Source organism: Mesorhizobium sp. Cs1299R1N3 (genome assembly GCF_037179625.1).
Classification (GTDB): Bacteria; Pseudomonadota; Alphaproteobacteria; order Rhizobiales; family Rhizobiaceae; genus Mesorhizobium; species Mesorhizobium salmacidum.
This window is the reverse complement of record NZ_JAPYKQ010000016.1, coordinates 39,782-65,150: the sequence shown is the minus strand read 5'-3', so window position 1 is coordinate 65,150 and position 25,369 is coordinate 39,782. Positions and strand designations below refer to the sequence as shown.

Annotated in this window: 24 protein-coding genes; 14 read left to right on the top strand and 10 right to left on the bottom strand. The window is 63.2% G+C overall.

What is annotated here, in order from left to right; translation table 11 throughout:
* Together phnH and phnG are read right to left on the bottom strand one after the other, a co-directional pair.
* Complete coding sequence (gene phnH / locus O7B34_RS25825; RefSeq protein ID WP_337148684.1) at nt 1-612, bottom strand: phosphonate C-P lyase system protein PhnH; 612 nt, start codon at nt 610-612, stop codon at nt 1-3.
* Entirely contained in the window at nt 612-1,073 is a 462-nt protein-coding gene (gene phnG, locus O7B34_RS25820; protein ID WP_140756376.1) for a phosphonate C-P lyase system protein PhnG, read from the bottom strand. Before phnG ends, phnH begins: the two co-directional genes overlap by 1 nt.
* A 113-nt stretch (nt 1,074-1,186) precedes the next feature.
* Here phnG and phnF point away from each other — a divergent pair, with 113 nt between their 5' ends.
* On the top strand, nt 1,187-1,933 hold the full coding sequence (gene phnF, locus O7B34_RS25815) for a phosphonate metabolism transcriptional regulator PhnF (RefSeq protein WP_337148683.1): 747 nt from the start codon (nt 1,187-1,189) through the stop codon (nt 1,931-1,933).
* Between the two features lie 8 nt (nt 1,934-1,941).
* Here phnF and O7B34_RS25810 read toward each other — a convergent pair whose 3' ends face one another.
* The 6 genes from O7B34_RS25810 to O7B34_RS25785 form a co-directional block, all read right to left on the bottom strand.
* The gene (locus O7B34_RS25810) at nt 1,942-2,958 is read right to left on the bottom strand and encodes a zinc-binding alcohol dehydrogenase family protein (RefSeq protein WP_337148682.1); all 1,017 of its coding nucleotides are present in this window, start codon (nt 2,956-2,958) and stop codon (nt 1,942-1,944) included.
* A 76-nt stretch (nt 2,959-3,034) separates the two neighbouring features.
* Nucleotides 3,035-4,003, bottom strand: a complete 969-nt coding sequence (locus tag O7B34_RS25805) for an ABC transporter permease (RefSeq protein WP_027144667.1) — start codon at nt 4,001-4,003, stop codon at nt 3,035-3,037.
* Nucleotides 4,000-5,553: a sugar ABC transporter ATP-binding protein gene (locus O7B34_RS25800; protein WP_140503053.1), complete on the bottom strand. Its 1,554-nt coding sequence runs from the start codon at nt 5,551-5,553 to the stop codon at nt 4,000-4,002. Before O7B34_RS25800 ends, O7B34_RS25805 begins: the two co-directional genes overlap by 4 nt.
* Nucleotides 5,554-5,709: 156 nt before the next feature.
* Nucleotides 5,710-6,702, bottom strand: a complete 993-nt coding sequence (locus O7B34_RS25795) for an ABC transporter substrate-binding protein (protein ID WP_337148681.1) — start codon at nt 6,700-6,702, stop codon at nt 5,710-5,712.
* Nucleotides 6,703-7,042: 340 nt separating this feature from the next.
* The gene (locus O7B34_RS25790; RefSeq protein ID WP_337148680.1) at nt 7,043-8,041 is read right to left on the bottom strand and encodes an aldo/keto reductase; all 999 of its coding nucleotides are present in this window, start codon (nt 8,039-8,041) and stop codon (nt 7,043-7,045) included.
* 61 nt (nt 8,042-8,102) lie between these two features.
* Complete coding sequence (locus O7B34_RS25785) at nt 8,103-9,608, bottom strand: UxaA family hydrolase (RefSeq protein ID WP_027144671.1); 1,506 nt, start codon at nt 9,606-9,608, stop codon at nt 8,103-8,105.
* 245 nt (nt 9,609-9,853) lie between these two features.
* On the opposite strand from O7B34_RS25785, the gene O7B34_RS25780 reads away from it, so the two are divergent.
* From O7B34_RS25780 to gndA, 6 genes are all read left to right on the top strand, one after another.
* Nucleotides 9,854-10,756 (top strand): GntR family transcriptional regulator, encoded by a 903-nt coding sequence (locus tag O7B34_RS25780; RefSeq protein ID WP_337148679.1) that lies wholly within the window; start codon nt 9,854-9,856, stop codon nt 10,754-10,756.
* Between the two features lie 120 nt (nt 10,757-10,876).
* Nucleotides 10,877-11,233, top strand: coding sequence for a DUF2946 family protein (locus tag O7B34_RS25775; RefSeq protein ID WP_337148677.1), 357 nt, complete (start codon nt 10,877-10,879; stop codon nt 11,231-11,233).
* A 96-nt stretch (nt 11,234-11,329) separates the two neighbouring features.
* Complete coding sequence (locus O7B34_RS25770; protein WP_337148676.1) at nt 11,330-11,872, top strand: copper chaperone PCu(A)C; 543 nt, start codon at nt 11,330-11,332, stop codon at nt 11,870-11,872.
* A 42-nt stretch (nt 11,873-11,914) separates the two neighbouring features.
* Nucleotides 11,915-12,433, top strand: a complete 519-nt coding sequence (locus tag O7B34_RS25765) for a YcnI family copper-binding membrane protein (RefSeq protein WP_337148674.1) — start codon at nt 11,915-11,917, stop codon at nt 12,431-12,433.
* Nucleotides 12,434-12,569: 136 nt separating this feature from the next.
* Nucleotides 12,570-14,123 (top strand): copper resistance CopC/CopD family protein, encoded by a 1,554-nt coding sequence (locus tag O7B34_RS25760; RefSeq protein ID WP_442921001.1) that lies wholly within the window; start codon nt 12,570-12,572, stop codon nt 14,121-14,123.
* A gap of 135 nt (nt 14,124-14,258) precedes the next feature.
* Nucleotides 14,259-15,686 (top strand): NADP-dependent phosphogluconate dehydrogenase, encoded by a 1,428-nt coding sequence (gene gndA, locus O7B34_RS25755; protein ID WP_337148672.1) that lies wholly within the window; start codon nt 14,259-14,261, stop codon nt 15,684-15,686.
* A gap of 49 nt (nt 15,687-15,735) precedes the next feature.
* Here gndA and O7B34_RS25750 read toward each other — a convergent pair whose 3' ends face one another.
* Nucleotides 15,736-16,668, bottom strand: coding sequence for a LysR family transcriptional regulator (locus tag O7B34_RS25750; RefSeq protein WP_337148671.1), 933 nt, complete (start codon nt 16,666-16,668; stop codon nt 15,736-15,738).
* 93 nt (nt 16,669-16,761) lie between these two features.
* On the opposite strand from O7B34_RS25750, the gene O7B34_RS25745 reads away from it, so the two are divergent.
* Nucleotides 16,762-17,556 (top strand): NAD(P)H-dependent oxidoreductase, encoded by a 795-nt coding sequence (locus tag O7B34_RS25745; protein WP_337148670.1) that lies wholly within the window; start codon nt 16,762-16,764, stop codon nt 17,554-17,556.
* Between the two features lie 59 nt (nt 17,557-17,615).
* Here O7B34_RS25745 and O7B34_RS25740 read toward each other — a convergent pair whose 3' ends face one another.
* Nucleotides 17,616-18,665 (bottom strand): LacI family transcriptional regulator, encoded by a 1,050-nt coding sequence (locus tag O7B34_RS25740; protein WP_337138843.1) that lies wholly within the window; start codon nt 18,663-18,665, stop codon nt 17,616-17,618.
* 403 nt (nt 18,666-19,068) lie between these two features.
* On the opposite strand from O7B34_RS25740, the gene O7B34_RS25735 reads away from it, so the two are divergent.
* The 6 genes from O7B34_RS25735 to O7B34_RS25710 all read left to right on the top strand — a co-directional run bounded on the left by O7B34_RS25735 (nt 19,069) and on the right by O7B34_RS25710 (nt 25,285).
* Nucleotides 19,069-20,307 (top strand): ABC transporter substrate-binding protein, encoded by a 1,239-nt coding sequence (locus tag O7B34_RS25735; RefSeq protein WP_337148668.1) that lies wholly within the window; start codon nt 19,069-19,071, stop codon nt 20,305-20,307.
* Between the two features lie 98 nt (nt 20,308-20,405).
* Nucleotides 20,406-21,299 (top strand): carbohydrate ABC transporter permease, encoded by an 894-nt coding sequence (locus O7B34_RS25730; RefSeq protein WP_015315676.1) that lies wholly within the window; start codon nt 20,406-20,408, stop codon nt 21,297-21,299.
* Nucleotides 21,292-22,227 carry a carbohydrate ABC transporter permease gene (locus O7B34_RS25725; protein ID WP_140503031.1) on the top strand — a complete coding sequence of 312 codons (936 nt, stop codon included), beginning with the start codon at nt 21,292-21,294 and terminating at the stop codon, nt 22,225-22,227. The genes O7B34_RS25730 and O7B34_RS25725 overlap by 8 nt, the downstream gene beginning before the upstream one ends.
* Nucleotides 22,227-23,330, top strand: a complete 1,104-nt coding sequence (locus O7B34_RS25720) for an ABC transporter ATP-binding protein (protein WP_442921000.1) — start codon at nt 22,227-22,229, stop codon at nt 23,328-23,330. Before O7B34_RS25725 ends, O7B34_RS25720 begins: the two co-directional genes overlap by 1 nt.
* A 54-nt stretch (nt 23,331-23,384) precedes the next feature.
* Nucleotides 23,385-24,131, top strand: a complete 747-nt coding sequence (locus O7B34_RS25715; RefSeq protein WP_337148666.1) for a sugar phosphate isomerase/epimerase family protein — start codon at nt 23,385-23,387, stop codon at nt 24,129-24,131.
* An 11-nt stretch (nt 24,132-24,142) separates the two neighbouring features.
* On the top strand, nt 24,143-25,285 hold the full coding sequence (locus O7B34_RS25710; RefSeq protein ID WP_337138838.1) for a Gfo/Idh/MocA family protein: 1,143 nt from the start codon (nt 24,143-24,145) through the stop codon (nt 25,283-25,285).
* Nucleotides 25,286-25,369 lie beyond the last annotated feature (84 nt).

Here is a 25,369-nt window from a genome sequence, read left to right as displayed (position 1 = left end):
TCAAGCCTCCATCGTCTTGATGCGCGTCGTGCGCGGCAGGCAGGCTATGCCGTCCGATGTGGCGAGGACGATGTCGACGCCGCGCGGAAAGCGCTTGTTGTTTTGCTTCCACTGCTCGACGAAGTGACGCGGCATCTGTGCCGGCGCGATCGTGGCGCTGGTTTCGATGCCGGGGCCTTCGAGCAACAGCGGGGCCCCTGAAGCGAGGTCGCCGACCTGCAGGATCAGCGTCGTCGAGCGGTCGGGATAATCCTGCGTGCCCTGCGAAAAACCGTCGAGCGCCATCATCTCGGCCGGCGTGGCAATGAACGCGAAATGCGCGTCGGCTGATGTATTGGCCAGCGGCGCACCGGTGTGGAAGCCAAGCCAGGAACCGATCACCGCGGAGGCATGCAGGGCCGGGTCGAGCCAGAGCGGCGTGTCGTTGTCGCACAGCGCCAGGGCAATGGCTCCCGATGTTGCCGAAAGCGGCGCCGGCGGGCGGGCCAGAGCCGGTAAGGGCTGGACGCTGCCTGGCCGCGCCATGGCATCCATGACGGCCCGAAACACGGTCTGGGCGTTGAAGACCGGATCGGCGAAACCGCCCTCGATCGATTGTGCCGCGATATCCATCAATCTTCTCCGCGAACCATGGTGAAGAAATCCACTTTCGTCGCCGCCGTCTCGGCGCGGCGTTTTTCGTGGGCAGCGGTCAGAGCCGAGCGTAAGGGCGCAATGAGCCTGGTCTCGACCTCGGTGCGGCGGGCAGGGTCCTGCCAGAGCGCGTCGGCGATGGCTGCCAGCTTCGCCTTCTGCTTGTCGCGGCCAAGCGCGTAGCAATGGCCGACCTGCCCGGATGGCAGCCGGACGGTGGCACGCGTGACGGTCGCCTCGCCGACATTGAAGGGCGCGCCGCCGCCGCCGATGCGGCCACGCAGCGTGACCAGGCCGGTCTCGGGGCCGCGCAGCAGCTCGGCTTGCGAAGGCAGGCCGGCCTCGTTCCAGAGCCGCACGATGTCGTCGCCGCTCGATTGCGCCAAGGTGGCCATGGCGGCCTTGCGCTCGGCCTGGTCGCGGGCTTCCTGTCCTCGCATCGCCAACTTTCCTCTTCGCTAAATTTGTCTATTGATATAGACAACTATACAAATTATACATATTACCTAGCGCGAGTCCATGACGGGTGCGTGACAGGTCGGGAGGCAAAAACATGACCGGGCAAGCGGCCGATACCATCGAGCGGCGCAGCGGCGTCGCACTTTGGCGCCAGATCGCCGACAGGATCCTGCAAGCGATTGCCATTGGCGATTTCGCCGAAAATGCCGCGCTGCCGCCCGAGGTCGCGCTGGCGGAGCGTTATGGCGTCAACCGTCACACCGTGCGCAGCGCCATATCGGCCCTCGTGCAGGAGGGCGTATTGCGGGCCGAACAGGGGCGCGGCACGTTCGTCTTGTCGCGCAAGCGGCTGTCCTATCCGATCGGCGCGCGCACGCGCTTCTCTGCGGGGCTGCAGGGGCAGACCTCGGAACGGCACATCCTGCTGCTTGCTTTCTCGGTCGAGCCTGCCAGCCAGCGCGTTGCCGAGGGGCTTGGCCTTGCCCGGGGTGCCGAGGTAATCCGGCTGGAAACGCGCGGCGAGGCCGACGGACGGCCGGTGTCGCGCGCTGCCGCATGGTTCGAGGCGAAGCGCTTTGCCGGCATCGACAAGGCGATGGCGCAAACCGGTTCGATCACCGCGTCGCTCGCTCGTTTCGGTATCGACGACTATCTCAGGCAATCGACCGTGCTGTCCGCGCGCCATGCGGACGCCGCCGATCTAGCCGATCTCGATCTGCAGCCGGGCGCCATCGTGCTGGTGACAGTGGCGGTCAACGTCACGCCCGACGGCCAGCCAATCCAGTTTTCCGAATCGCGTTTTCCGGCCGAGCGAGTGGAGCTGAAGCTCTCGGCGCTATAACGCCCTGGCTATCCGATCTCGATCACGGCCTTTATCAGGCCCGACTTCTCGTGTGCCCAGCGTGCGAGATCCCCTGGCGTATCGGCCAGCGTGGTGCGGTGGGTGACGAGCTTGGCCAGCGGCACGGCACCATTGCGGATCGAGGCGGCGACATGATCGAAGTCGGCGCGCAACGCATTGCGGCTGCCGACCAGTGTCATTTCGCGCTTGTGGAATTCGGGGTCGGAAAAGACGATGTCGTCCTTGACGACGCTGACCAGCACCAGCGTGCCGCCATGCGCGACATGGGCGAAGGCCGATTGCACCGACCGGGTGTTTCCGGTGGCGTCGAAGACCACGTCGAAGCCTTCGCCGTCTGTCGCATCACGCACCAGATCGGACACGGGTGCTTGCGAGCCGTCGAGAATCGAAAAACCGAGCTCACTCGCCGCGAAGACCAGTCTTTCGGTGCTCATGTCGAGAAGTGTCACGTCGAGCCCGGCAATGCGTGCGAAGATGGCGGTGCCAAGCCCGATCGGGCCGGCGCCGATGACCAGCGTGCGTGCACCGGGCTCGGAACGCGCACGGCGCACGGCATGCGCGCCGATGGCCAGGAATTCGACGGCGGCGGCGTCGGCGAGCGACAGCCCGTTTGTGGGATAGAGATTCTCAGCCGGCACCAGGATCTGTTCGCACATGGCGCCGTCGCGATGCACGCCGAGCACTTCGATCCTGACACAGCAATTGGGCTTGCCGTGCCGGCAGGCGATGCATTTGCCGCAGGAAAGGTAGGGGTTGATGATGACCGGTTCGCCGACCGCAAGCCCGACTCCTTCGCCGACTTCGACGACGGTGCCAGACACCTCATGGCCCATGATGCGGGGGTAGGCGAGGAACGGGTGCTTGCCCTCGAAGATATGGTAGTCGGTGCCGCAGATGCCGACATGGCTGACCGCCACCAGTGCCCAGCCGGGAGGCGGCGAGCCGGGAGCCGGACGGTCTTCCAGAATGAGTTCGCCGGGCGAGCGGCAGACGACGGCTTTCATGTTTCAGTCCATTTTGGGTTTACGAAACGCCGGCCCGTTTTGATACCGGGCCGGAGATCGTTTTTCGGCTCGTTGACTACTTGCCGCCGCGGCGGCGCAGACCGTCGAAATAGACAATGACGATGATCAGCACGCCGGTGATGACACGCTGCCAGAAGGCATTGACGTTGAGCAGGTTGGCGCCGTTGTTGATGGTGGCGAGAATGAAGGCGCCGAGCAGTGGCCCGTGCACCGAGCCGACCGCGCCGAACAGCGAGGTGCCGCCGATCACCGACGAGGCGATCGCCTGCAATTCCCATCCTTCGGCCTGGGTCGGATTGCCGATGCCGATGCGCGAAGCCAAGAGCACGCCGACGAACGCCGCGCAGAGACCCGACAGCGTGTAGGCCATGAAGATGGTGCGCTGGACGTTGACGCCGGACAGGCGCGAGGCCTCGGCGTTCGACCCGACCGAGAACAGGTACCGGCCCCAGCGGCTGTGATGCAGGAAGACATAGGCGGGTATGCCGACCAGCAGGACCATCCAGAATAGATTGGGAACGCCGAGGAAGGAGTTGCGCGAGAATTCCTGGAAAGCATCATTGTTGATCGAAATCGAATTGCCGTTGGTCATCAAAAGGCCAATGCCGCGCAGCGACGTCAGGGTCGCCAGCGTGATGATGAAGGGCGGCAGGCCCATCTTGACGATGCCAAAACCATGGAAGAGGCCGATGGCGACGCCGACCAGCAGGGTGAGCAGGATGGCGAGGAAGACCGGGACGCCGGCATTGATCAGCATCGCGGCGATGACGGTGGCGAAGCCGACCACCGCGCCGACGGACAGATCGATGCCGCCGGTGATGATGACGAAGGTCTGGCCGACAGCCAAAATGGCGATCATCGAGCCCTGACGGAGCAGATTCGAGATGTTGTTGGCCGACGCGAAGCTCGATGTGGATAACGATAGAATGACCCACAGCAGCACCAGCAGCGCCAGCAGCGTCAGTCCGAACAGGGCGTTGTAATTGCGCTTCGGTTTTTCGGCAGGAATCGCCTCGGTGCTCATGTCTTTCCTCCCAACTTTTCTTGTTTCTCGGCGAGCGCCTGTGTGAGAATGTCCTCGTGATCGGCGGTGTGGAACCCGTGCGTGGCCACCAGCTTGCCGCGGCGGAACACGTGCAGCGTGTCGGCCAGTTCATAGACCTCCGGCAAATAGGACGAGATCAGGATGATGCCGGCGCCCTTCGACAACAGCGCGCTGAACAGGCGGTAGATTTCGGCCTTGGTGCCGACATCGACGCCAACCGTCGGCTCGTCGAAGATGAACAGCTTGGCGCCGTGCGCCAGCCATTTGCCGATGACGATCTTCTGCTGGTTGCCGCCGGACAGGCTGGAAGCCAACGCATGGCGCGTCGGAGTCTTGATCCTGAGGCCAGCGATCTGGCGGTCGGCCTCGGCCTTCTCTTTCGCGTTCGAGATCAACAAATTGCTGGAGATGCGCTTGTAGATCGGCAGGTTGAGGTTGAGGCCAACCGGCAAATTGAGGCAGAGGCCCTGGTCGCGGCGGCTTTCCGGCGCCAGCGCCATGCCGAGCTTGATCGCGTCATGCTCGGAGTTGATCTGGACATCCTTGCCTTCCCACAGGACCTGGCCGGCCGACTTCTTGTGCCGGCCGTAGAGCGTGGTGACGAATTCGCTGCGCCCGGCGCCGATCAGGCCGTAGAGCCCGACGATCTCGCCGGCACGGACTGTCATCGACACGTTTTCGAAACCCTTGCCCGAGAGGTTCCTGGCCTCGATGATCGCGGCACCCGGAGTGAAATGCTCCTTGTGGTAGATTTGTTCGATCGAGCGGTTGATCATCAGTTTGACGAGTTCGGCGTCATTGGTCTCGCTGATGTTCCTGGTGCCGACCAGCGTGCCGTCGCGCAGCACCGAAACACGATCGGCGAGCTCGAACACTTCCTCCATGCGGTGGCTGATATAGATGATCGTCACGCCCTCGGTCTTCAGGCGGCGGATCAAGGTGAAGAGCTGGTCGGCCTCCTTGCGGGTCAGGTAGGCGGTCGGCTCGTCGAAGATCAGGAATTTGGTGCCGCGCACGGTGGCGCGGGCGGCGGCGATCAGCTGCTGCTGGCCGATGGTGAGGTCGCCGAGAGTAACATGCGCCGGCAAGTCAAAGCCGAGATCGTCGATGATCTTCTGCGCTTCCTTGACCATGGCGCGCTGCTGCAGGATGCCGAAGCGCGAATTCTCCTCGCCGAGGAACATGTTGGCCGCGACCGTGAGGTGACGGCAGAGCACGACTTCCTGGTGGACGGCGTTGATGCCGAGCGCCATCGCCTCATGCGGGGTCGCCAGTGCAGCCGGTTGACCCTCCCAGATCACTTCCCCGGAGGTGCGCGGCATGACGCCGGTCAAAAGCTTGATGAGCGTGGATTTGCCGGCGCCGTTCTCGCCGACGATGGCGTGGATCTCGCTTGCCTTGAAGGCAAGGTCCACCGGCTTCAAGGCGTGAGTGCCGGGATAACGCTTTTCCAGCCCGCGCAATTCGAGGATGGTCCTGCCGGGCTCCAGCGCGGGAGCCGGATGCAGTTCGTGCGCCGTCGGCGTCATGGCGATCCTCCCAGATTGGCCCCGCGGCTGGCACCTGGCGAGGCTGTGATCGTCTTTTCAAACAGCCTAGCCGAAGCCGGCCGATTGCCAAGCCGCTCGTGGCGGCGGATGTTTCCGGGGCGAGACGCCCCGGAAACGGTTTCGAACACGGGCTGCTCAGAGCTTCGGATTAAGCAGCGCGTCGATCTTGGGATCCTTCATGTTGTCCTTGGTCACGAGATTGGCACCGGTGTCGACATTTGCCTCCACCTTCTCGCCCTTCGAAGCGGCGAGCGCCGTCTTGATGCCGTCATAGCCCATCCGGTACGGATCCTGGACGACGAGGCCCGAAATGACGCCGTCATTGAGGAACTTGATCAGCTTCTCGTCGCTGTCGAAGCCGATCAGTCCGACCTTGCCGGCAAGTTTGTTCTCGGCGATCGCCTGGCCGACGCCTTGCGCCATGATCAGGTTTGACGCGAAGATGCCCTTCAGGTCCGGATTGGCGGTGATCAGGTCGGTCGCGATGTTGAGGCCGGTGGTGGCCTGGCCGTCGGCGTATTTGTCGGCGATCAGTTCGAGGCTGGGATATTTGGCCTTGAGCTGTTCCTTGAAGCCTTGCGCGCGCTGTTCGAGCGAGCCAGCGCCAGGGAGCGCCGTGATAAGCGCAACCTTGCCTTCGACCTTGCCGCCGTTGGCGGCGCCGATCGCGGCGGCGAGACCGTCAGCGGCGACGCGGCCGCCCTGGACGTTGTCGGTGGTCAGGAACGAGGTGAAGGCCTTGGAGTCGGCGCCGGAGTCGATGCCGATGACCTTGACCTTGGCCGCGGCCTCGTCGATCGGCTTGCCGAGCGCCTTGGCTTCGGTCGGCGCGATGACGACGGCGGCCGGGTTGCCGGCGACGGCGTTCTCGAGGATGGAGATCTGGCCGTTGACGTCGGTCTCAGCCTGGGCGCCGAGTTCCGGCACATTGACGCCGAGATCCTTGCCGGCCTTGCGGGCGCCGGCCAGGACGATCTGCCAGTAGAAGGACGTGGTATCCTTGACGATGATCGGAATGGTCACGTCCGCCGCCGAAACCGGTGCGGTATGCATGACGCCGGTGAGCATCGAGGCTGCCGCCAGGGCCATGACGGCGCGGCGGTTGAGAATGCTGGTCACGAATTTCATAGGATCCTCCCTAAGTCGCCTGGTGAAACGTTACGGAAGCCCGGTTCGGATAGGCGTGGCCCAAACAGAACTTTATCAATAAAAAACAGTTGCACTGTTTTGATAGTCCATCGATCCAGCCGATGCAAGCGGTGTTTCCGGCCAACTCTCCCAAAGGCCTGACAACGACTCCTACCGGCGTCGGCTCCTCTCCAGTCTTGGTCGGGCGCTCCCGTTTCCGTTCTGCGGAAGCATGGAATATTAATTCCATAAACCAGTCAATATGGAATGTTCATTCTTTTTGAGATCGCGACATTGTGAAGCCGGCCCACGACCCTGTGAACATCCGAAAGTGCGGGCTTCAAGGCAGTTCCTGCACCACGGTGTAGGGACGATACTTGGCATATTCCGTCTCCGGCACGTCGATATCGAGCAATTCGAGGTTGCGCGTCAGGTTCGCCAATTTTGCGGTGCCGGTCAGCACGGTGGCGACTGTTGGCTCGTGCAAAGGAAACTGGAACGCGGCCGCCGGCAGCGGATAACCGCCTTCGCCCGCGATCTTCTCCATGGCGTCGACACAACCGAGCACATCGTGGCTGGCGGGTAGGTAGTCGAAATGCGCGCCTTGCACCGGCCCGGTCGCCAATATGCCCGAGTTGAAAACACCACCGATCACCAGCGAGGTCTGTTGCGCGCGGCACAGCGGCAGCAGTTCGGCTTCCGCGCTGCGGTCGAGCAAGGAATAACGGCTGGCGAGCAGGATGCAGTCGAGCGGCGCCCGGCGCATGACGTCGAGGCAGATCTGGACTTCGTTGACGCCGAGCCCATAGGCCGAAATCGTGCCGGCCCGCTTCAGCTCTTCGAGCGCCTTGAGCCCGCCGTCCATCAGCTGGCGAAAGTGCAGTTTGGTCTTCTCGACTCCGTGCGTGTAGACGCCGATGTCGTGCACATACAGGATGTCTATCCTGTTTAGCCCAAGGCGCGCATAGCTGAAGTCGACCGACCGCATGATGCCGTCATAGGAATAGTCGTAGTCCAGCGCGAAGGGCAGCGGATCGACATAGGAGTGGTCGGGAACCTGGTCTTCCGGCACCGGGCGGAACAGCCGGCCGACCTTGGTCGACAGCACGTAGGAATCACGCGGCTTGTAGCGCAGAAAGTCGCCGAAGCGACGCTCCGACAGGCCGAAACCGTAGAAGGGCGCGGTGTCGAAATAACGCAAGCCGGCTTCCCACGCGCCCTGCAATGTTTCCATAGCCGCCTCACGCGAACAGGCCCGGTATAGACCGCCGATCGCGGCGCCGCCGAAACTGACTTCGGTCACCTCCAGCGCTGTCTGGCCGATACGGCGTTTTTTCATCCACAACCTCCCTATTCCCGGCCACTTGTGCGGCCGGGCAGTCTACCAGATATCAATCGAATTAGAGCGTTGCGCCGAGATGCCAGGGCACGAACTCGTTGTCGCCGTAGCCGAAATCCTCGCTCTTGGTCTTGCGGCCCGAAGCCGTCTCGACGATCAGTTCGAAGATCTCGCGGCCCATGCCGGCAATGGTTTTTTCGCCGGAGGCGATGACGCCGCAATTGACGTCCATGTCCTCTTCCATCTGGTTATACATGGTCGAGTTGGTGGCGACTTTGATCGAGGGTGTCGGCCGGCAGCCGAAGCAGGAACCGCGGCCGGTGGTGAAGACGATGACATTGGCGCCGCCCGCGACCTGTCCGGTGGCCGAGACCGGGTCGTAGCCGGGCGTGTCCATGAACACCAGCCCGTTGCCGGTGACCTTCTCGGCATAGCCGAACACGCCGTTGAGCGGCGTCTGGCCGCCCTTGGCGACCGCGCCGAGCGACTTTTCCAGGATCGTGGTGAGGCCGCCGCGCTTATTGCCGGGCGAGGGGTTGTTGTCGATCGAGGCGCCATGCTTGGCGACGTGATCTTCCCACCATTTCACGTAGCCATCGAGTTTCTTGGCGATCTCGGGGCTTGCGGCGCGATAGGCGAGCAGATGCTCGGCGCCATAGATTTCCGTCGTCTCGGAAAGGATGCCGATGCCGCCGACGCCGGCCAGGATGTCGACCGCCGCGCCCAGCGCCGGGTTGGCCGTGATGCCCGACATGCCGTCGGAGCCGCCGCATTGCAGGCCGACGACGATCTCACTGACGGGGATAGGCTCACGTTTCAACTGGCCGACTTCCTCGGCGATCTCGGCCAGCACGCCCATCGCCTTTTCCACCGATTTGCGCGACCCGCCGGCATCCTGGATGTTGAAATGGCGCTTGCCGGCGGCGGCACCCTTTTGGCCGTAAAGCGTGAGCTGGTTGACCTCGCAGCCGAGTCCGACCATCAGCACACCGCCGAAGTTCGGGTGGCGGGCATAGCCGGCCAAGGTCCGATGCAGCACCATCATGCCGTCGCCAGTGGCGCTCATGCCGCAACCCTGGCCATGGACGATCGGCACGAAGCCGTCGATGCCGGGATATTTCGGCAGCAAGGTCCTGTTGGCGGTGTCGGCGATCGAATGGCAGACGGTGGCCGAGCAATTGACGCTGGCGATGATGCCGATGAAGTTGCGGGTGCCGGCGCGGCCGTCGGCGCGGCGATAGCCCATGAAGGTGCGGGCGCGGTCGGCCTCCGTCGCATGCTCGGCCTCGCTCGGCGGCACCACTGGGAGGCGGCCGGCCTCGAAGACCAGATTGTGCGAATGGACATGCTCGCCCGGTGCGATGTCCTGTGTGGCGCGGCCGATCGCCTGGGCGTATTTGACGACGGCTTCACCCGCGGCGATCGGCTTGATCGCCACCTTGTGGCCAGGCTCGATGACGGCGGCAGCGAGCGCGCCGCCCGGCAGCGTGGTGCCGATCTCGATACGGCCATTGGCAACGGCGACATTGTCGGCGGGGGACAGAAGAATGGTGTTCGAGACGTTCACGGGCGTTTCCTGGGTGATCCTGGGATGCGCGGATTGACACGCGCCTGTTAAGAGTTAATGTCTTTTATCGTGAAAAAACAGTTTTGCGTCAATTGTTTTTTCGCCGCGGTTCGCCCTGAGGCAAGTGGTGGTGCCGGAACAACGAACCGGACCCGGAGAAAGAGATTCCTGCTTTTCAGGGTCATTGGAACACATATTGCGCTTCAAGCCGGCCGCCGCAAGCGCGGGCATGAATGGGTCAGGGGATGTCGAAGAGCAACAACGTCTATAAGGACGCCTATAACCGCTGCCTCAGGCTGCTCGACGAAACGCGCAGCCTGCCGTCGGAACCGGAGTTGGGCGCGGTGCTCGGCGTCAGCCGTACGACGGTGCGCAGCATCCTGGCGCGCATGGAAGAGACCGGACTGATCGCCTGGAACAAGCGCGCCAAGACGGTGCTGCGCGATCCGCGTCCCGATGATTTCTTTCCCGAGGAAGAGACCGACACGCTGGCCGAGATTATCGAACGGTCGTTCATGCGCAGGCTGTTGGCCGGCGGCGCCGAGGCCGGCATGCAGATCAACGAGCTCGAACTGGCGCGTGAGATCGGCGTCGGCACCACCAGCGTGCGCGAGTTCCTGATCCGCTTCTCCCGCTTTGGCCTGATCGAAAAACGCCGCAACAGCCATTGGGTGCTGAAGGGCTTTACGCGGGCCTTCGCACTGGAACTGACCGAGATCCGCGAAATGTTCGAATTGCGCTCGGCCGCCGCCTTCACCGCGCTGCCGCAGGACAGTCCGGTCTGGGGCGATCTCGACCGGCTGGAGGGGGAACACCGCGTTCTGGCACGCGAGATCGCGACGCGCTTCAATGAGTTCTCGGAGCTGGACGAGCGCCTCCACCGGCTCATCCATCGCGCCTCGCGCAACCGCTTCATCGTCGATTTCTACGACGTCATCGCCATGATCTTCCACTACCACTACCAGTGGAACAAGGCGCAGGAACGCGAGCGCAACGAAGTCGCGATCGGCGAACATCTGGCCTATATCGAGGCACTCAAGTCGCGCGACCTCGGCAAGGTCGATGCCGCCTGCCGCAGGCATTTGAAGTCGGCACGCCAGACATTGCTGACCTCGATCCCGGAAAGCCGGCCATCCCAAAAGAGCTGATCCTGTCGTGTTGCCGCAGTGTCGATTTGGCGATTTTCCACCTGTCCCGGCCGTGGTAGGTATCGTCATCGATTGTTTGAAGAGGCAGATGGTTTGAGCCGCCGGGGGAGACAACGGAGCATGCCGGCCGCGCTTGTCGCAGCCTGTCTGCTGTTGCTCCAGTCGACACTTGGTGCGTTCGCCTTCAGCACCGGGCCGAGTGCCACGCAGCTAGATGCCTTCGGCAACGTCATCTGTACCCGCGACGGCGCCACCCAGCTTCCCGGCGGCGACCAACACCCGTCACATCTGCCGGCCTGCTGCACGGTCGGGTGCAGCATGTTTTCGTCGGCCTATGCGCCGCCGCCCGATGCCGGGCTCGCGCTTGCGTCCCTTTCCTTCGAGACCGTCGCCTTCGTCTTCCCCGCGACCACGCATCTCGACTTCGCCCGCGAACGCTCCCCATCGAACCCGCGCGCGCCGCCGCGTGCGGCCTGAGCCTGCTTGCTTGCGGAACCTTTCGCGAGCGTACTCATCCAAGATCAAAACCATTCGCGACCGGCGACGGCGCGATCATCACGTCATGGAGCAACCATGTCCCATTCTTTCCGTATGTCGGCGGGCACTGTGTTCGGCCGCATCCTGCCTCGGTTCAAAGCCGGTCTCGGCATTATCACGCTGGCCTTTGCCCTGTTGTTCGTCGGCGCCCAGGCCGTCCTGGCGCATGAATTCAAGGTGGGCGATATCGAAATCGAACACCCCTGGTCGCGCGCCACCCCTGCCGGCGCCAAGGTGGCCGGCGGCTATTTCACCATTGTCAACAAGGGCAGCGCCGCGGACCGGCTGCTGTCGATTTCCTCGGACGTTTCCGAAAAGGCCGAGCTGCATCAAATGGGCGTCAAGGACGGCGTCATGACCATGCGGCCAGTTGACGGTGGCCTGGAGATTCCGGCCGGAGGCAAGGTGGCGCTGGCGCCCGGTGGCTATCACCTGATGTTCATCGGCCTGAAGCGGCAACCCAAGCAGGGTGAAGAATTCGCCGCCACGCTGACCTTCGAGAAGGCCGGCGCCGTCAGCGTCGAGTTCGCCGTCGAGGGCATGGGTGAAATGGGCGGCATGGACGACCACGCCAATTGATCGCGCCGATCCACCATTTTTTTTGAAATCAGAGGGACCATCATGATCAAGTATCTTTTGGCGGCCGGCGCGCTTCTCGTGCTGGGGACAAATGCCGCCTTGGCGCATATCACGCTCGAAACCCAGGAGGCGGCAGTCGGCTCGACCTACAAGGCTGTGCTGCGCGTGCCGCATGGCTGCGACGGCAAGGCGACGACCGCCGTGCGCGTGCAGATTCCGGAAGGGGTGATCGCGGTGAAGCCGATGCCGAAGCCCGGCTGGACGCTGCAGACCAAGAAGGGCAAATATGAAAAGTCCTACCAGCTCTATGGTCAGGCGGTGGCCGACGGTGTCAAGGAAGTCGACTGGAGCGGCGGCAATCTGCCGGATGAATTCTATGACGAGTTCGTCTTCCGGGCGACGCTGACGGCCGATCTGCCTGCCGGCCAGAAGCTCTACTTCCCGGTGGTGCAGGAATGCGGCGATGCCGCCGCCCGCTGGATCGAGGTTCCGGCGGCCGGACAGGATGAGGACGCGCTGGAGACCCCGGCGCCCGGCATCAAGCTCACGCCGAAGAAATGATTTTCTGGCGGCGCGCCCTGTCCGCAAGGTGCGCCGCCAATTCCATGGCGGCAGCATGAACCCAACATCCCCATTCCAAAGGACCGCAAGGACCGGCAAGCGATTCGGCTGGGCTGGTGGGCTCTTCGCGGTGCTCATGGCGCTCATCGTCATGGCCTCGACAGGCCAGGCCTTTGCCCATGCGGCGCTGATCAAGACCGACCCGGCCGACGAGGCCGTGCTGGCGCAGGCGCCGGCGCGGTTCTCGCTGACCTTCAGCGAGCCGGTCTCGCCGCTGGTGCTGACCTTGGTGAGGCCCGATGGTACGCCGGTTCCGCTGACATCCTTCCGCCTCCGCGACCAGACGGTCGAGATCGACAATCCGCAAACACTCAAGTCCGGCACGCATGTGCTGAGCTGGCGTGTCATCTCCGCCGATGGCCATCCGGTCGGTGGCTCGCTGCTGTTTTCCATCGGTGCGCCAAGCGAGCCTCCGGCTGTCTCCGAAGCGATCGACTGGCCGTTGGGGTCGGCGATCTGGATCGGCAAGGTCGTTCTCTATGCCGGCCTTTTCCTCGGCATTGGCGGCGCTTTCGCCCTTGCCTGGCTGGCCGGGGGTGGCCGTGCCGGTCAATGCTTTGTTGCCGGGGCAATCCTGTGCGGGCTGCTGGCGGCGCCCTTGTCGCTCGGCTTGCAAGGTCTCGATGCGCTCCGTGCGCCGCTCTCCCATCTGGCGCAGCCGGTGGTCTGGCGCACAGGGGTCGGCACCAGCTTCGGCTGGACGGTGCTGATCGCCCTGATCGCACTTGGGCTTGGCCTGCTGTCGCTGGCCGGACCGCGCCCGCCCGCCAGGCCGCTTGCCCTTGCCGGGCTGGTCGGTGTGGGCGCAGCGCTTGCCGCGAGCGGCCATGCCAGTGCCGCCGAACCGCAATGGCTGACACGGCCGCTGGTCTTCGTCCATGGGGTTGGCATCGCCTTCTGGGCCGGCGCTCTGGTGCCGCTCGGCCTCGCGCTGAAGCGTCAAGCGGCCGGCGCCGTTGAATTCCTGCGCCTCTTCTCATGGGCAATCGTGCCTATGGTTGCCTTGCTTGCCGCGGCAGGCATCGTGTTGGCCGTGATCCAGGTGCAGACGCCCTCGGCGCTGGTCGACACTGCCTATGGCCGGCTGCTGCTGGTCAAGCTCGCGCTGCTGGTCTTCCTGTTCACGCTTGCCGGCGTCAATCGTTGGAAGCTCACCGCTTCGGCCGAGGCGGGAGCGACCGAGGTGCAACGCCGGCTCACCCGCTCGGTCGGCTTCGAAGTGCTGATCGTGCTGGCGATCTTCGGGGTCGCCGCGGGCTGGCGCTTCACGCCGCCGCCACGGGCGCTGGCGATCGCTGCGGCGCAGCCGGTTTCGGTCCACGTCCACGCGCTGCAGGCGATGGCCGATCTCAGCATCACGCCTGGCCATGCCGGACCGGTCGCCGCCTCGATGATCATCATGAGCGGCGATTTCGGGCCGCTCGATGCCAAGGAAGTGACGCTGGTGCTGTCGAAGCCCGATTCCGGCATCGAGCCGCTGAAGCGCGCGGCAACCAGGCCCGGCGACGGCAGCTGGCGTGTCGACAACCTCATCATCCCGGTTCCCGGCCGCTGGACGGTGCGCATAGACATACTGGTCTCGGACTTCGACATGGTGAAGATCGAGGCGCCGATCGACATCAGGCCGTAATGGTCGCGACAACACAATTGGGCGAGGCGGTTGACGCGGGCCTGAAGGCCCGTCAATCATCCAAGCAATAATGGGCATCGAGGCAAGAACGGGCTCGAGCTCGAAAACACCAGATCCGGAAACAGGGAAGAAACGATGGAAAAAGCCGAAATCGGCCTGATCGGCCTTGGCACGATGGGCTCCAACCTGGCGCTGAACATCGCCGAGCACGGGCACCGCATCGCCGTCTTCAACCGCACCAAGGCTCGCACCGATGCTTTTGTCGAGAATGCCGGTGCGCTCAGGGACATGGTCATTCCTTGCTACAGTCTGGAGGAACTCGCCGCGGCGATCCGGCCGCCACGCCCGATCATCATCATGGTGCTGGCCGGCAAGCCGGTCGACGAGCAGATCGAAGCCTTGCGCGGCGTGCTGTCCGACAACGACATCGTCATCGATGCCGGCAACGCCAATTTCCGCGATACGATGCGGCGCTTCTCGGAACTGTCCGGCTCGGGCTTGACCTTCATCGGCATGGGTGTCTCCGGCGGCGAGGAGGGCGCACGCCACGGACCGTCGATCATGGTCGGCGGCACCGAAGACTCCTGGAAGCGTGTCGAGAAGGTGCTGACCGCCATCTCCGCCAAGTTCAAGGACGAGCCCTGTGCCGCCTGGCTCGGCACTGACGGCGCCGGACATTTCGTCAAGACCATCCACAACGGTATCGAATATGCCGACATGCAGATGATCGCCGAGATCTACGGCATCCTGCGCGATGGTCTGGGCATGGGGCCGAAAGAGATCGGCACGGTGTTTTCCAACTGGAACAAGGGCCGGCTCAATTCCTACCTGATCGAGATCACCGCCAAGGTGCTCGCCGCCGACGATCCGAAGACCGGCAAGCCGGTGGTCGACATCATCCTCGACCGCGCCGGCCAGAAGGGCACCGGCAAATGGTCCGTCATCGAGGCGCAGCAGCTCGGCATTCCGGCGACCGCGATCGAAGCGGCGGTGGCGGCGCGCGTGCTGTCGTCGATCAAGGATGAGCGGCAGGCGGCTGAAAAAGCCTATGGCAATATCGGCGTGACGAAGATTTCCGGCGACAGGGACGCGCTGCTGAAAGACCTCGAATTGGCGCTGTTCGCCGGCAAGATCGCCGCTTACGCGCAGGGTTTTGCGGTGATGAGCGGCGCTTCGAAGGAGTTCAACTGGAACCTGCCGATGCCGACCATCGCCAAGATCTGGCGCGCCGGCTGCATCATCCGCTCGCAGATGCTCGACACGATGGCCGAAGCGTTCGGCAGCGGCGGCGCTTTGACCAACCTTTTGATGGCGCCGGCCTTTATCACCATGATGCAAGAGGCGCATCCGTCGCTGCGACGTGTCGTCGCGAGGGCTTCCGAGGCCGGTGCGCCGGTGCCGGCGCTGTCTTCGGCGCTTGCCTATTTCGACAGCTACCGCCAGGGCCGCGGTACCTCGAACCTGATCCAGGCGCAGCGCGACTTCTTCGGGGCACATGGTTTCGAGCGCATCGGCGAGCAGGGTGCGTTCCACGGGCCGTGGGGCAGCGGCGCGGCTGGCTAATCGTTCTCATGGAACACCCGGCATTGCTTGCCTGCCGTGCCGGAAATACTCACCGATCCACATGCGTTTTCTCGATCCCGGGGATGCCGCCGATCTGTTGGGCAAGAAAATCGACCAGCAGCCGGACCCGGGCGATGCCCGCGCGTTGGGGGACGATCAGCATACTGAGCGGAACCGACGGCAGCGCATAGTCCGGCAGGATCGCCTCAAGCCGGCCGGACGCCAGGAGATCGCCGACAAGCCATTGATGGGCGGGCGCAATGCCGCGCCCCGCGAGCAGGGCTTCGCGTGCGGCAAGTCCGTGGTCGACCCGAAGGCGCCCGGCAAGCGGCACGACATGGCGCTCGCCGTCCGGTCCTTGCAGCACAAGGGTGTCACTGCCCGCCACGTTTGACATGCGGATGCCCTCGTGACCGGCCAGGTCATGGGGACCTTCGGGCCTGCCGCGTTCAGCGAGATAGCCGGGCGCCGCCACGAGCAGACGCCGGGACTGGCCGAGCGCCCGCAACTTCATGGAACTGTCGGTGAGCGGGCCGAGACGAAGCGCGATATCCACGCCTTCCGTGACAAGGTCGATGCGTTCGTCGGTGAGGCTGAGATCGACGCCGATGTCGCGATAGCGGTCCTGAAACGCGAAGATCAGCCGGCTGACATGCAGCACCCCGATGGCCGCGGTGCAGGAGAGCCGGATCGTGCCCGCGGGCGCTCCGCGCGTGCCGCGAGCCTCGTCGCTCGCCTGTTCGACAAGGCGCAGGATCTGTACGCTGTCGGCATAGTAACGGCTGCCCTCATCGGTCATCGTGACACGCCGCGTGGTTCTGCTGAGCAGAGCCACCCCGACGGCCTCCTCGAGTTCACGCAGATGCCGGGTGACGGTCGACTGACCGATCCCGAGTTCACGTGCGACCGCAGAAAAGCTGCCCCGTTCGGCGACGCGAACGAAGGTGCGCATGCGCTCCAGAGTGACGTCCGATTTATCCATTAATCGGCATAATTTTATGCCTTATCAAGACATAGCGGATCGTTCGGGCATTGGCTATCTCAAGGCCAACATCTTCCAACAGGATCGCTCATCATGAAAGTGTTGCTTGTCTTCGCCCATCCCGAGCCACGATCGCTCAACGGCGCGCTCCGCGACGTCGCCGTCAAGGAACTCGAGGCTCAAGGCCACGAGGTGCTGATATCGGACCTTTATGCCGACGGCTGGAAATCGGAGGTCGACCGTGCTGATTTCCCCGGCCTGTCGCCGGATGCGCGGCTGGTGCCGGTGGCGGCCTCCAAAAAGGCGTTCGAGGCCAATGCGCTGACCGAAGACGTCAAGACCGAGATCGAGAAGCTGCTTTGGGCCGATGCGCTGATCCTGCAGTTTCCGCTGTGGTGGTTCGCCATGCCGGCGATCCTGAAGGGTTGGGTCGATCGGGTCTTTGCCTACGGCTTCGCCTATGGCGTCGGTGAACATAGCGACAAGCGATGGGGCGACCGGTACGGCGAGGGCACGCTCGTGGGCAAGCGAGCAATGCTGATCGTGACGGCCGGTGGCTGGGAGGATCATTATTCCCCGCGTGGCGTCAACGGCGCGATTGACGATCTGCTGTTCCCGATCAATCACGGGATCCTTTATTATCCGGGCTACGACGTGCTTCCGCCGTTCGTGATCTATAGCGTGGACCGTTTCAACGAAGCCGGCTTCGAGCCTGTCGCCGAACGCCTGCGCGAACGGATGCGGACGCTTGCGACCACGGCGCCCATTCCCTACCGGCGCCAGAATGGTGGCGACTACCTGATCCCGAGCATGCGGCTTCGTGCCGAACTGGGCGATCCGGGAGCAGCAGGCTTCGAACTCCATATGAACCGCGGCGCGGCCGACTAGAACGGTCCATTGTTTCACGGAACGCATGCGGATTTGCGCGTTCCGATCCAGGCCGATGCTCAGTCGGAGCGCCGATAGGCCACGACGCCCTTCGGCTCGCTCAGGCTCTGCAGCGAGCCGGGCGCGGCACCACCGATCCAGCCGAGCACCGAGCGCGCGAGTTCGGACCCGGCCAGCCGGAAGTCTTCGTTGACGACCAGCAATTCATGCCTGAACAGATGCAGCAGTTCCGACGATTGCTTCGACACCACGTCGACGTCGCGGCCGAGCTTCAGGCCGGCATCCTCAATGCCGGCGACGATAGCGAGCGTCGCGGCTGCAGCACTGCTGATGATGCCGTCCGGCCTGATGTCGCGCCGCATCAGCTGCGCCGTCCTCATCCTGATCTGCTCGATCGAATGGTCGATAGAGACGGTGTTGAACGGCACCTCGCTGGCGCCGACTTCGCTCAGCGCGTCGGCAAAGCCGTCGACCGTATGACGGTAGTAGCTCAAACCGACCGGCGGCGTCACCAAAGCGAGCCGGCGGCGGCCCATGCCGGCGAGGTGGCGCACCGCCTCGGCCGCGAAGGCGTAGTTGTCGAAATCATGATAGGGATGAACCAACCCCATATCGGTACGGCCATGCGTGGCAAAGGGAATGCCGCGCTCCAGCATGTAGCGGGCGCGGGGATCGTTCGGCTGCGTACGCGAGATGATGACGCCGTCGGCGGAGCCGGTCTCCACGAGATAGCGCACCGGATCCAGCGGATCCTGCGAGCGCGAATAGGGTGTGACGATCAGGTGGTAGGGCGTGTCGGCGATGACTTCCGTCACGCCATAGATGATGTCGGAGACAAAGCTCATGAGTTCGTGCTCGGTGTTGAGCACGAGGCTGATGACATTGGTCTTGCCGGTCCGCAGGCGCACGCCGGCGCGGTTCGGCCGATAGCCGATCTGCTTGGCCACGAGCTGGACACGACGCCTGGTCTCGGCGCCGATCTCGGGCGCATCCTTCAAGGCGCGCGAGACGGTGGTGACGCCGAGGCCGGTCATGAAGGCAAGCGTCTTCAGCGTCGGCCGCTCCTGTGCCGTCGCCTCCTCATCCTTGTCCGTGCGTTGTCTGTCCATCCGTCCCGCCCATCAGGCGCATAGCAGCCGCCGGGCAGCCCGGCAATGTTGCGGCCACTTCCCATGGCGCGTCATCTGCATTGGAAGCAATATACTGAAACGTTACAGCTTGTCACGATCGGTGTAAAAATGGGTGCTGGCGGACACGGAAAGACATCGTCAACCGCGTGGCAAAAAATCGTTGGGATTCAGAGGGAAGCCTGCTCCTAGCAGGTTTCTTGCTGCTTTTGCTCATTGTGCGGCGCACTCTCGCTCATTGCGTCGCACAACAAGGCCGCAGCTAAGCGATTTTGTTCGCGGCTCGAAAAATATCAAACCGACTCTTGCCGGAAGGGGTTGCGCATAGTCTTCAATTGCCGTATCGAAAATCTGTAACGTTTCAGATTTCTGGGAGGAAGCCGAAATGCGATATAAATTCCTGACCGCTGCGTTTGCAGCGACGGTTGCGCTCAACTTCGCCGGGCCGGCGGCCGCGACCGATCTGGAAGTCACCCATTGGTGGACTTCCGGCGGCGAGGCGGCAGCGGTCGCCGAACTCGCCAAGGCATTCGACGCCACAGGCAATCACTGGGTCGACGGCGCCATCGCCGGATCCGGCGGCACGGCGCGGCCGATCATGATCAGCCGCATCACCGGCGGCGATCCGATGGGGGCCACCCAATTCAATCATGGCCGGCAAGCGGAAGAGCTGGTGCAGGCCGGCCTGATGCGCGACCTCACCGATGTCGCCACCAAGGGCAAGTGGACGGAGGTGGTACGGCCCAAGAGCCTGCTCGACTCGTGCACGATCGACGGCAAGATCTATTGCGTGCCGGTCAACATCCATTCCTGGCAGTGGCTGTGGCTGTCGAACGCGGCCTTCGAGAAGGCCGGCGTTCCGGTGCCGAAGAACTGGAATGAGTATGTGGCCGCGGCCCCGGCGCTGGAGAAGGCAGGCATCGTGCCGCTCGCGGTCGGCGGGCAGGCATGGCAGGCATCGGGCGCCTTCGACGTGCTGCTTGCCGCGGTCGGTGGAACCGACGCCTTCCTCAAGGTCTACAAGGACAAGGACGCCAAGTTCGCCGCCGGTCCCGAAGTCGCCAAGGTCTTCAAGGCCGCGGACGATGCGCGCAAGATGGCCAAGAACACCAATGTGCAGGACTGGAACCAGGCCACCAACATGGTCATCACCGGCAAGGCTGGCGGCCAGATCATGGGCGACTGGGCTCAAGGCGAGTTCCAGGTCGCCGGCAAGACCGCCGGCAAGGACTATACCTGCCTTCCCGGTCTTGGCCTGAACGAGGTCATCGCCACGGGCGGCGACGCCTTCTACTTCCCGCTGCTCAAGGATGCCGACAAGGCCAAGGCGCAGGAAGTGCTGGCCGAGACGCTGCTCGATCCCAAGACCCAGGTTGCCTTCAACCTCAAGAAGGGTTCGCTGCCGGTGCGCGGCGACGTCGACCTCAACGCGGCCAATGACTGCATGAAGAAGGGCCTCGCCATCCTGGCCAAGGGCGCGGTCATCCCATGGACGGACCAGCTGCTCTCGCAGGACAGCCAGAAGCAGAAGGAGGACCTTTTCTCCGAATTCTTCGCCAAGCCCGAGATGAGCCTCGAAGATGCGCAGAAGCGCTTCGCCGACATCATCGCTTCGGCTGACTGACGACTGATGAGCCGCCTCGCTCCCGACCTTGCCAGGCAGGGCCGGGAGCCCAGGCGTGCTGACTTTCCGCCCTTATCCGATTCAGCACGACTGTACCGATGAGCAAGAGCGAACGCCCGAGCCAACTCTTCCGCAATCTCAATGCGAAGGTCGCTTCGATCCCGATGATCCTCACCGCAATGGTGGTCTTTGTCGGCGGCACCGCATGGACGGTGCTCTATTCCTTCACCAATTCGAAGCTCCTGCCGCGGCTGAATTTCGTCGGGCTCGACCAGTATTACCGGCTGTGGGCGACGCCGCGCTGGCTGATCTCGATCGAGAACCTTCTGATCTACGGCGTGATCTCACTGGTGTTCTCGCTGGTGATCGGGTTTCTGCTGGCTGCCCTGCTCGACCAGAAGATCCGTTTCGAGGACACGTTCCGCACCATCTTTCTCTACCCCTTCGCACTCTCCTTCATCGTCACCGGCCTTGTCTGGCAATGGCTGCTCAATCCGGATTTCGGCGTCCAGGGCGTGGTACGAAGCCTCGGCTGGACCAGCTTCGACTTCAATCCGCTCTACAATTCCAGCATCGTCATCTACGGCATATCGATCGCTGCGCTTTGGCAAGGCACGGGGCTGATCATGTGCCTGATGCTGGCGGGCCTGCGCGGCATCGACGAGGATATCTGGAAGGCCGCACGGGTGGACGGGATACCCATGTGGAAGACCTATCTGTTCATCATCATCCCGATGATGCGGCCGGTGTTCATCACCACGCTGGTGATCATCGCATCAGGCATCGTGAAGGTTTACGATCTCGTTGTCGCGCAGACCAGCGGCGGGCCGGGCATCGCCTCCGAAGTGCCGGCCAAATATGTCTACGACTACATGTTCTTCGCCCAGAACCTCGGCCAGGGTTTTGCCGCCTCGACCATGATGCTGCTGTCGGTGATGATCGTCATCGTGCCGTGGGCCTATCTCGAATTCGGAGGCCGCAAGCGTGTCTGACCATGCCGTCGCCTTGTCCGCCACGTCGTCAAACCCGCGGGATGATGCCGCCGGCCCGAGCGGGCCAAAGCCGCGACACATGTTCTCGCGCCGCAACATTTTCCTCTACGGCACGCTTGTGGTGGTCGCGCTCTACTATCTCCTGCCGCTCTATGTGATGGTCGTCACCTCGCTCAAGGGCATGCCGGAGATCCGTCTCGGCAACATTTTCTCGCCGCCGCTCGAGATCACCTTCGAGCCCTGGGTCAAGGCGTGGTCGCAGGCCTGCACCGGCCTGAATTGCGATGGGCTTTCGCGTGGTTTCTGGAACTCGGTGCGCATCACCGTTCCTTCGGTGATCCTGTCGATCGCCATCGCTTCGGTGAACGGCTATGCGCTGGCCAACTGGCGCTTCAAGGGCGCCGACACGTTCTTCGTCATCCTGATCGTCGGCGCCTTCATTCCCTATCAGGTGATGATCTATCCGATTGTCATCATCCTGCGCGAGATCGGCCTCTATGGCAGCCTTACCGGCCTGGTGATCGTGCACTCCATCTTCGGCATGCCGATCCTGACGCTTCTGTTCCGCAATTATTTCACCTCCATGCCGGAGGAGCTGTTCCGGGCGGCGCGCGTCGACGGCGCCGGCTTCTGGGGCATCTATCTGCGCATCATGCTGCCGATGTCGCTGCCGATCTTCGTCGTTGCCATCATCCTGCAGGTGACAGGCATCTGGAACGACTTCCTGTTCGGTGTCGTCTACACCCGCCCCGACACCTATCCGATGACGGTGCAGCTCAACAACATCGTCAACTCGGTGCAAGGCGTGAAAGAATACAACGTCAACATGGCCGCCACCATCCTGACCGGGCTGGTGCCGCTGATCGTCTATTTCATTTCCGGCAAATTGTTCGTGCGCGGCATCGCCGCCGGCGCGGTGAAAGGGTGATGGCTATGGCGGCGAACGGCACCAGTGTTTCGATCCAGGATCTGTCGCTGAACTTCGGCGCCATCTCGGTGCTGCAGACCCTCAACCTCGATGTCGCCGAAGGCGAGTTCATCGTGCTGCTCGGGCCCTCCGGCTGCGGCAAGTCGACCTTGCTCAACTGCATCGCCGGCCTGCTCGACATTTCCGAAGGCCGCATCTTCATCAAGGGCAAGAACGTCACCTGGGAAGAGCCCAAGGACCGCGGCATAGGCATGGTCTTCCAGTCCTACGCGCTCTATCCGCAGATGACGGTGGAGAAGAACCTGTCCTTCGGGCTGCGCGTCGCCGGCATCGCCAAGGACGAGATCGCCAAGCGCATCGCGCGGGCCGCCGAGATCCTGCAGATCGAGCCGCTTTTGCAGCGCAAGCCGGCCGCACTTTCCGGCGGCCAGCGCCAGCGCGTCGCGATCGGGCGGGCGCTGGTGCGCGATGTCGACGTCTTCCTGTTCGACGAACCGCTGTCCAATCTCGATGCCAAGCTGCGTTCCGAACTACGCGTCGAGATCAAGCTTCTACATCGCAAATTGCAGAACACCATGATCTACGTCACCCACGACCAGATCGAGGCGATGACGCTGGCCGATCGCATAGCGGTGATGAAGGGCGGTGTCATCCAGCAGCTCGACGCACCGCAGACCATCTACAACCGTCCGGTCAACCGGTTCGTCGCCGGGTTCCTCGGCTCACCTGCGATGAACTTCGTCGAGGGGCAGTTGGAGACCAGCACGACGACAGTGTTCAAGACCGGGGATTTGACCATACCGCTCGATCGCTACAGCTTCGACGGCACCGGGGACAAGAGCGGGGCTTGCGTGTTCGGGATCCGGCCGGAGCACGTTGCCTTTGGCGAGGCCGCGAATTCCATGCCCTTTGCCACCGATGCCGCCGTCGAGATCGTCGAGCCCATGGGTTCCGATACGCTGGTGTGGACGAAGCTCGGCGGCCGCATTTTTTCCTTCCGTGTCGAGGCGGAAAAGACGCTGCGCAATGGCGATCCGATCCGGATCGGCTTCGATCCCGCCCGCGCCTCGCTGTTCGATACCCCATCCGGCAACCGCATGTAGCTCCCAAGAAAACCATCCTCCCAAAGACAATCCCAAGCAGAACGGACAGAGACGATGAACTGGTCATTCCAACTTTACAGCGCTCGCAATTTCTTGCCCTGGACCGATGTGCTCGAAATGCTCGGCAAGCTCGGTTACGCCGAGGTCGAAGGCTTCGGCGGCGTCTATGACGACCCCAAGGCCTTCCGCGCCGAACTCGACAAGAACGGGCTTTCGATGCCGACCGGGCATTTTTCCATCGATGCGCTGGAGAAGGACTTCGACGGCGTGCGCAGGATCGCCGAAACGCTCGGCGTCAAGCTTTTGATCTGCCCCTATCTGATGGCCGAGGACAGGCCCTCCGACGCCGCCGGCTGGCGCGCCTTCGGCGAGCGTCTGGCCAAGGTCGGCGAGGTGGCCACGAAGGCCGACTATGGCTTCGCCTGGCACAACCATGATTTCGAATTCAAGACGCTCGCCGACGGCTCGCTGCCGCAGGATCATATCCTGTCGTCCGCCCCCAATATTGGCTGGGAAATGGACGTTGCCTGGGTGGTGCGCGGCGGCGCCGACCCGCTGCCCTGGATCGAGAAGTACGGCCAGCGCATCGTCGCCGTCCATGTCAAGGATATGGCGAAGCCTGGCGAGGGGCTGGATGAGGATGGCTGGTCGGATGTCGGGCACGGCACAATCGACTGGGCCGGCCTGATCAAGGTGTTGCGGGCCAAGAGCGCGGCAAAATACTTTGTCATGGAACAGGACAATCCCAACGACATCGAGCGCTTCGCCCGCCGCTCGATCGCAACCGTCAAGAGCTACTAGGAACAACCACCATGGCAAAGAAACTGGGTATTGGCGTCATCGGCTGCGGCAACATCTCGAAGGCCTATTTTTCGCTGGCGCCGCTGTTTCGCGGCATCGAGATGCGTGCCTGCGCCGACATCAACATGGATGTGGCCAGGGCGCGGGCGAAGGAATTCAAGCTCCGTGCCGAGACCGTCGAGGATCTGCTCAAGGCCGACGACATCGACATCATCGTCAACCTGACCATTCCGGCCGTGCATTACGAGGTGTCGAAGCAGGTGCTCGATGCCGGCAAGCATGTCTATTCGGAAAAGCCGTTCGTGCTGTCGCTTAGGGAAGGCCAGGACCTTAAGGCGCGGGCCGAGAAGAAGGGGCTGCGCATCGGTTCGGCGCCGGACACGTTCCTGGGCGGGGCGCACCAGCTGGTGCGTGAACTGATCGACGAGGGAAAGCTCGGCAGGATCACCAGCGGCACCTGCCACGTCATGGGCCACGGCATGGAACACTGGCATCCCAATCCGGACTTCTTCTTCCAGCCGGGCGCCGGGCCGGTGCTCGACATCGGGCCGTATTACATCACCAATCTGATCCAGCTGATCGGGCCGGTGAAGCAGGTGGCGGCTTTCGCGACGACTCCGGCCAAGGAGCGGACCATCAGCTCAAAGCCTCGCGCGGGTGAAAAAATCCCGGTCAACACGCCGACCACCATTCACGGCCTGCTCGAATTCGAGAACGGCGCCGTGGTGACGCTGAACACCAGCTGGGACGTCTGGGCTCACGGCCACGCGCCGATGGAACTCTACGGTGAGGCCGGGACGGTGTTCGTGCCGGATCCGAACTTCTTCGGTGGCGACGTGCGCTTCACCAAAGAAGGCAAGCCGGTCAAGAAGCTGCCGAAATGGAAGCACCCGCTCGGCATCCCCAATGAGATGCACGGCCAGGGCATGATGGCCAATTACCGCACATCAGGCCTCGCCGACATGGCGCTGGCGATCGCTGAAGGCCGGCCGCACCGCTGTTCGATGGAACTCGCGCTGCATGCCGTCGATGTCATGACCGGCCTCCTGCGCTCGGGCGAAACCGGCAAGTTCGTCGCCATGCAAACCACATGCGAGCGCCCGGCCGCGCTTGGCGTCAAGCAAGCCAAGGATCTTTTGGCCAAGAAGAAATAGGTCGCGAAGATTATCGATAATTTTGCTTGCCCCTCTCCCCGTTCCTCCGGGGAGAGGGTAAAGGATGGGGTACGGGCATGCTCG

Bases quoted from the DNA above. Each gene is read 5' to 3' on its own strand.
- phnH (WP_337148684.1), bottom strand. From the start codon at position 612: ATGGATATCGCGGCACAATCGATCGAGGGCGGTTTCGCCGATCCGGTC.
- phnG (WP_140756376.1), bottom strand. From the start codon at position 1,073: ATGCGAGGACAGGAAGCCCGCGACCAGGCCGAGCGCAAGGCCGCCATG.
- phnF (WP_337148683.1), top strand. From the start codon at position 1,187: ATGACCGGGCAAGCGGCCGATACCATCGAGCGGCGCAGCGGCGTCGCA.
- O7B34_RS25810 (WP_337148682.1), bottom strand. From the start codon at position 2,958: ATGAAAGCCGTCGTCTGCCGCTCGCCCGGCGAACTCATTCTGGAAGAC.
- O7B34_RS25805 (WP_027144667.1), bottom strand. From the start codon at position 4,003: ATGAGCACCGAGGCGATTCCTGCCGAAAAACCGAAGCGCAATTACAAC.
- O7B34_RS25800 (WP_140503053.1), bottom strand. From the start codon at position 5,553: ATGACGCCGACGGCGCACGAACTGCATCCGGCTCCCGCGCTGGAGCCC.
- O7B34_RS25795 (WP_337148681.1), bottom strand. From the start codon at position 6,702: ATGAAATTCGTGACCAGCATTCTCAACCGCCGCGCCGTCATGGCCCTG.
- O7B34_RS25790 (WP_337148680.1), bottom strand. From the start codon at position 8,041: ATGAAAAAACGCCGTATCGGCCAGACAGCGCTGGAGGTGACCGAAGTC.
- O7B34_RS25780 (WP_337148679.1), top strand. From the start codon at position 9,854: ATGTCGAAGAGCAACAACGTCTATAAGGACGCCTATAACCGCTGCCTC.
- O7B34_RS25775 (WP_337148677.1), top strand. From the start codon at position 10,877: ATGCCGGCCGCGCTTGTCGCAGCCTGTCTGCTGTTGCTCCAGTCGACA.
- O7B34_RS25770 (WP_337148676.1), top strand. From the start codon at position 11,330: ATGTCCCATTCTTTCCGTATGTCGGCGGGCACTGTGTTCGGCCGCATC.
- O7B34_RS25765 (WP_337148674.1), top strand. From the start codon at position 11,915: ATGATCAAGTATCTTTTGGCGGCCGGCGCGCTTCTCGTGCTGGGGACA.
- O7B34_RS25760 (WP_442921001.1), top strand. From the start codon at position 12,570: ATGGCGCTCATCGTCATGGCCTCGACAGGCCAGGCCTTTGCCCATGCG.
- gndA (WP_337148672.1), top strand. From the start codon at position 14,259: ATGGAAAAAGCCGAAATCGGCCTGATCGGCCTTGGCACGATGGGCTCC.
- O7B34_RS25750 (WP_337148671.1), bottom strand. From the start codon at position 16,668: ATGGATAAATCGGACGTCACTCTGGAGCGCATGCGCACCTTCGTTCGC.
- O7B34_RS25745 (WP_337148670.1), top strand. From the start codon at position 16,762: ATGAAAGTGTTGCTTGTCTTCGCCCATCCCGAGCCACGATCGCTCAAC.
- O7B34_RS25740 (WP_337138843.1), bottom strand. From the start codon at position 18,665: ATGGACAGACAACGCACGGACAAGGATGAGGAGGCGACGGCACAGGAG.
- O7B34_RS25735 (WP_337148668.1), top strand. From the start codon at position 19,069: ATGCGATATAAATTCCTGACCGCTGCGTTTGCAGCGACGGTTGCGCTC.
- O7B34_RS25730 (WP_015315676.1), top strand. From the start codon at position 20,406: ATGAGCAAGAGCGAACGCCCGAGCCAACTCTTCCGCAATCTCAATGCG.
- O7B34_RS25720 (WP_442921000.1), top strand. From the start codon at position 22,227: ATGGCTATGGCGGCGAACGGCACCAGTGTTTCGATCCAGGATCTGTCG.
- O7B34_RS25715 (WP_337148666.1), top strand. From the start codon at position 23,385: ATGAACTGGTCATTCCAACTTTACAGCGCTCGCAATTTCTTGCCCTGG.
- O7B34_RS25710 (WP_337138838.1), top strand. From the start codon at position 24,143: ATGGCAAAGAAACTGGGTATTGGCGTCATCGGCTGCGGCAACATCTCG.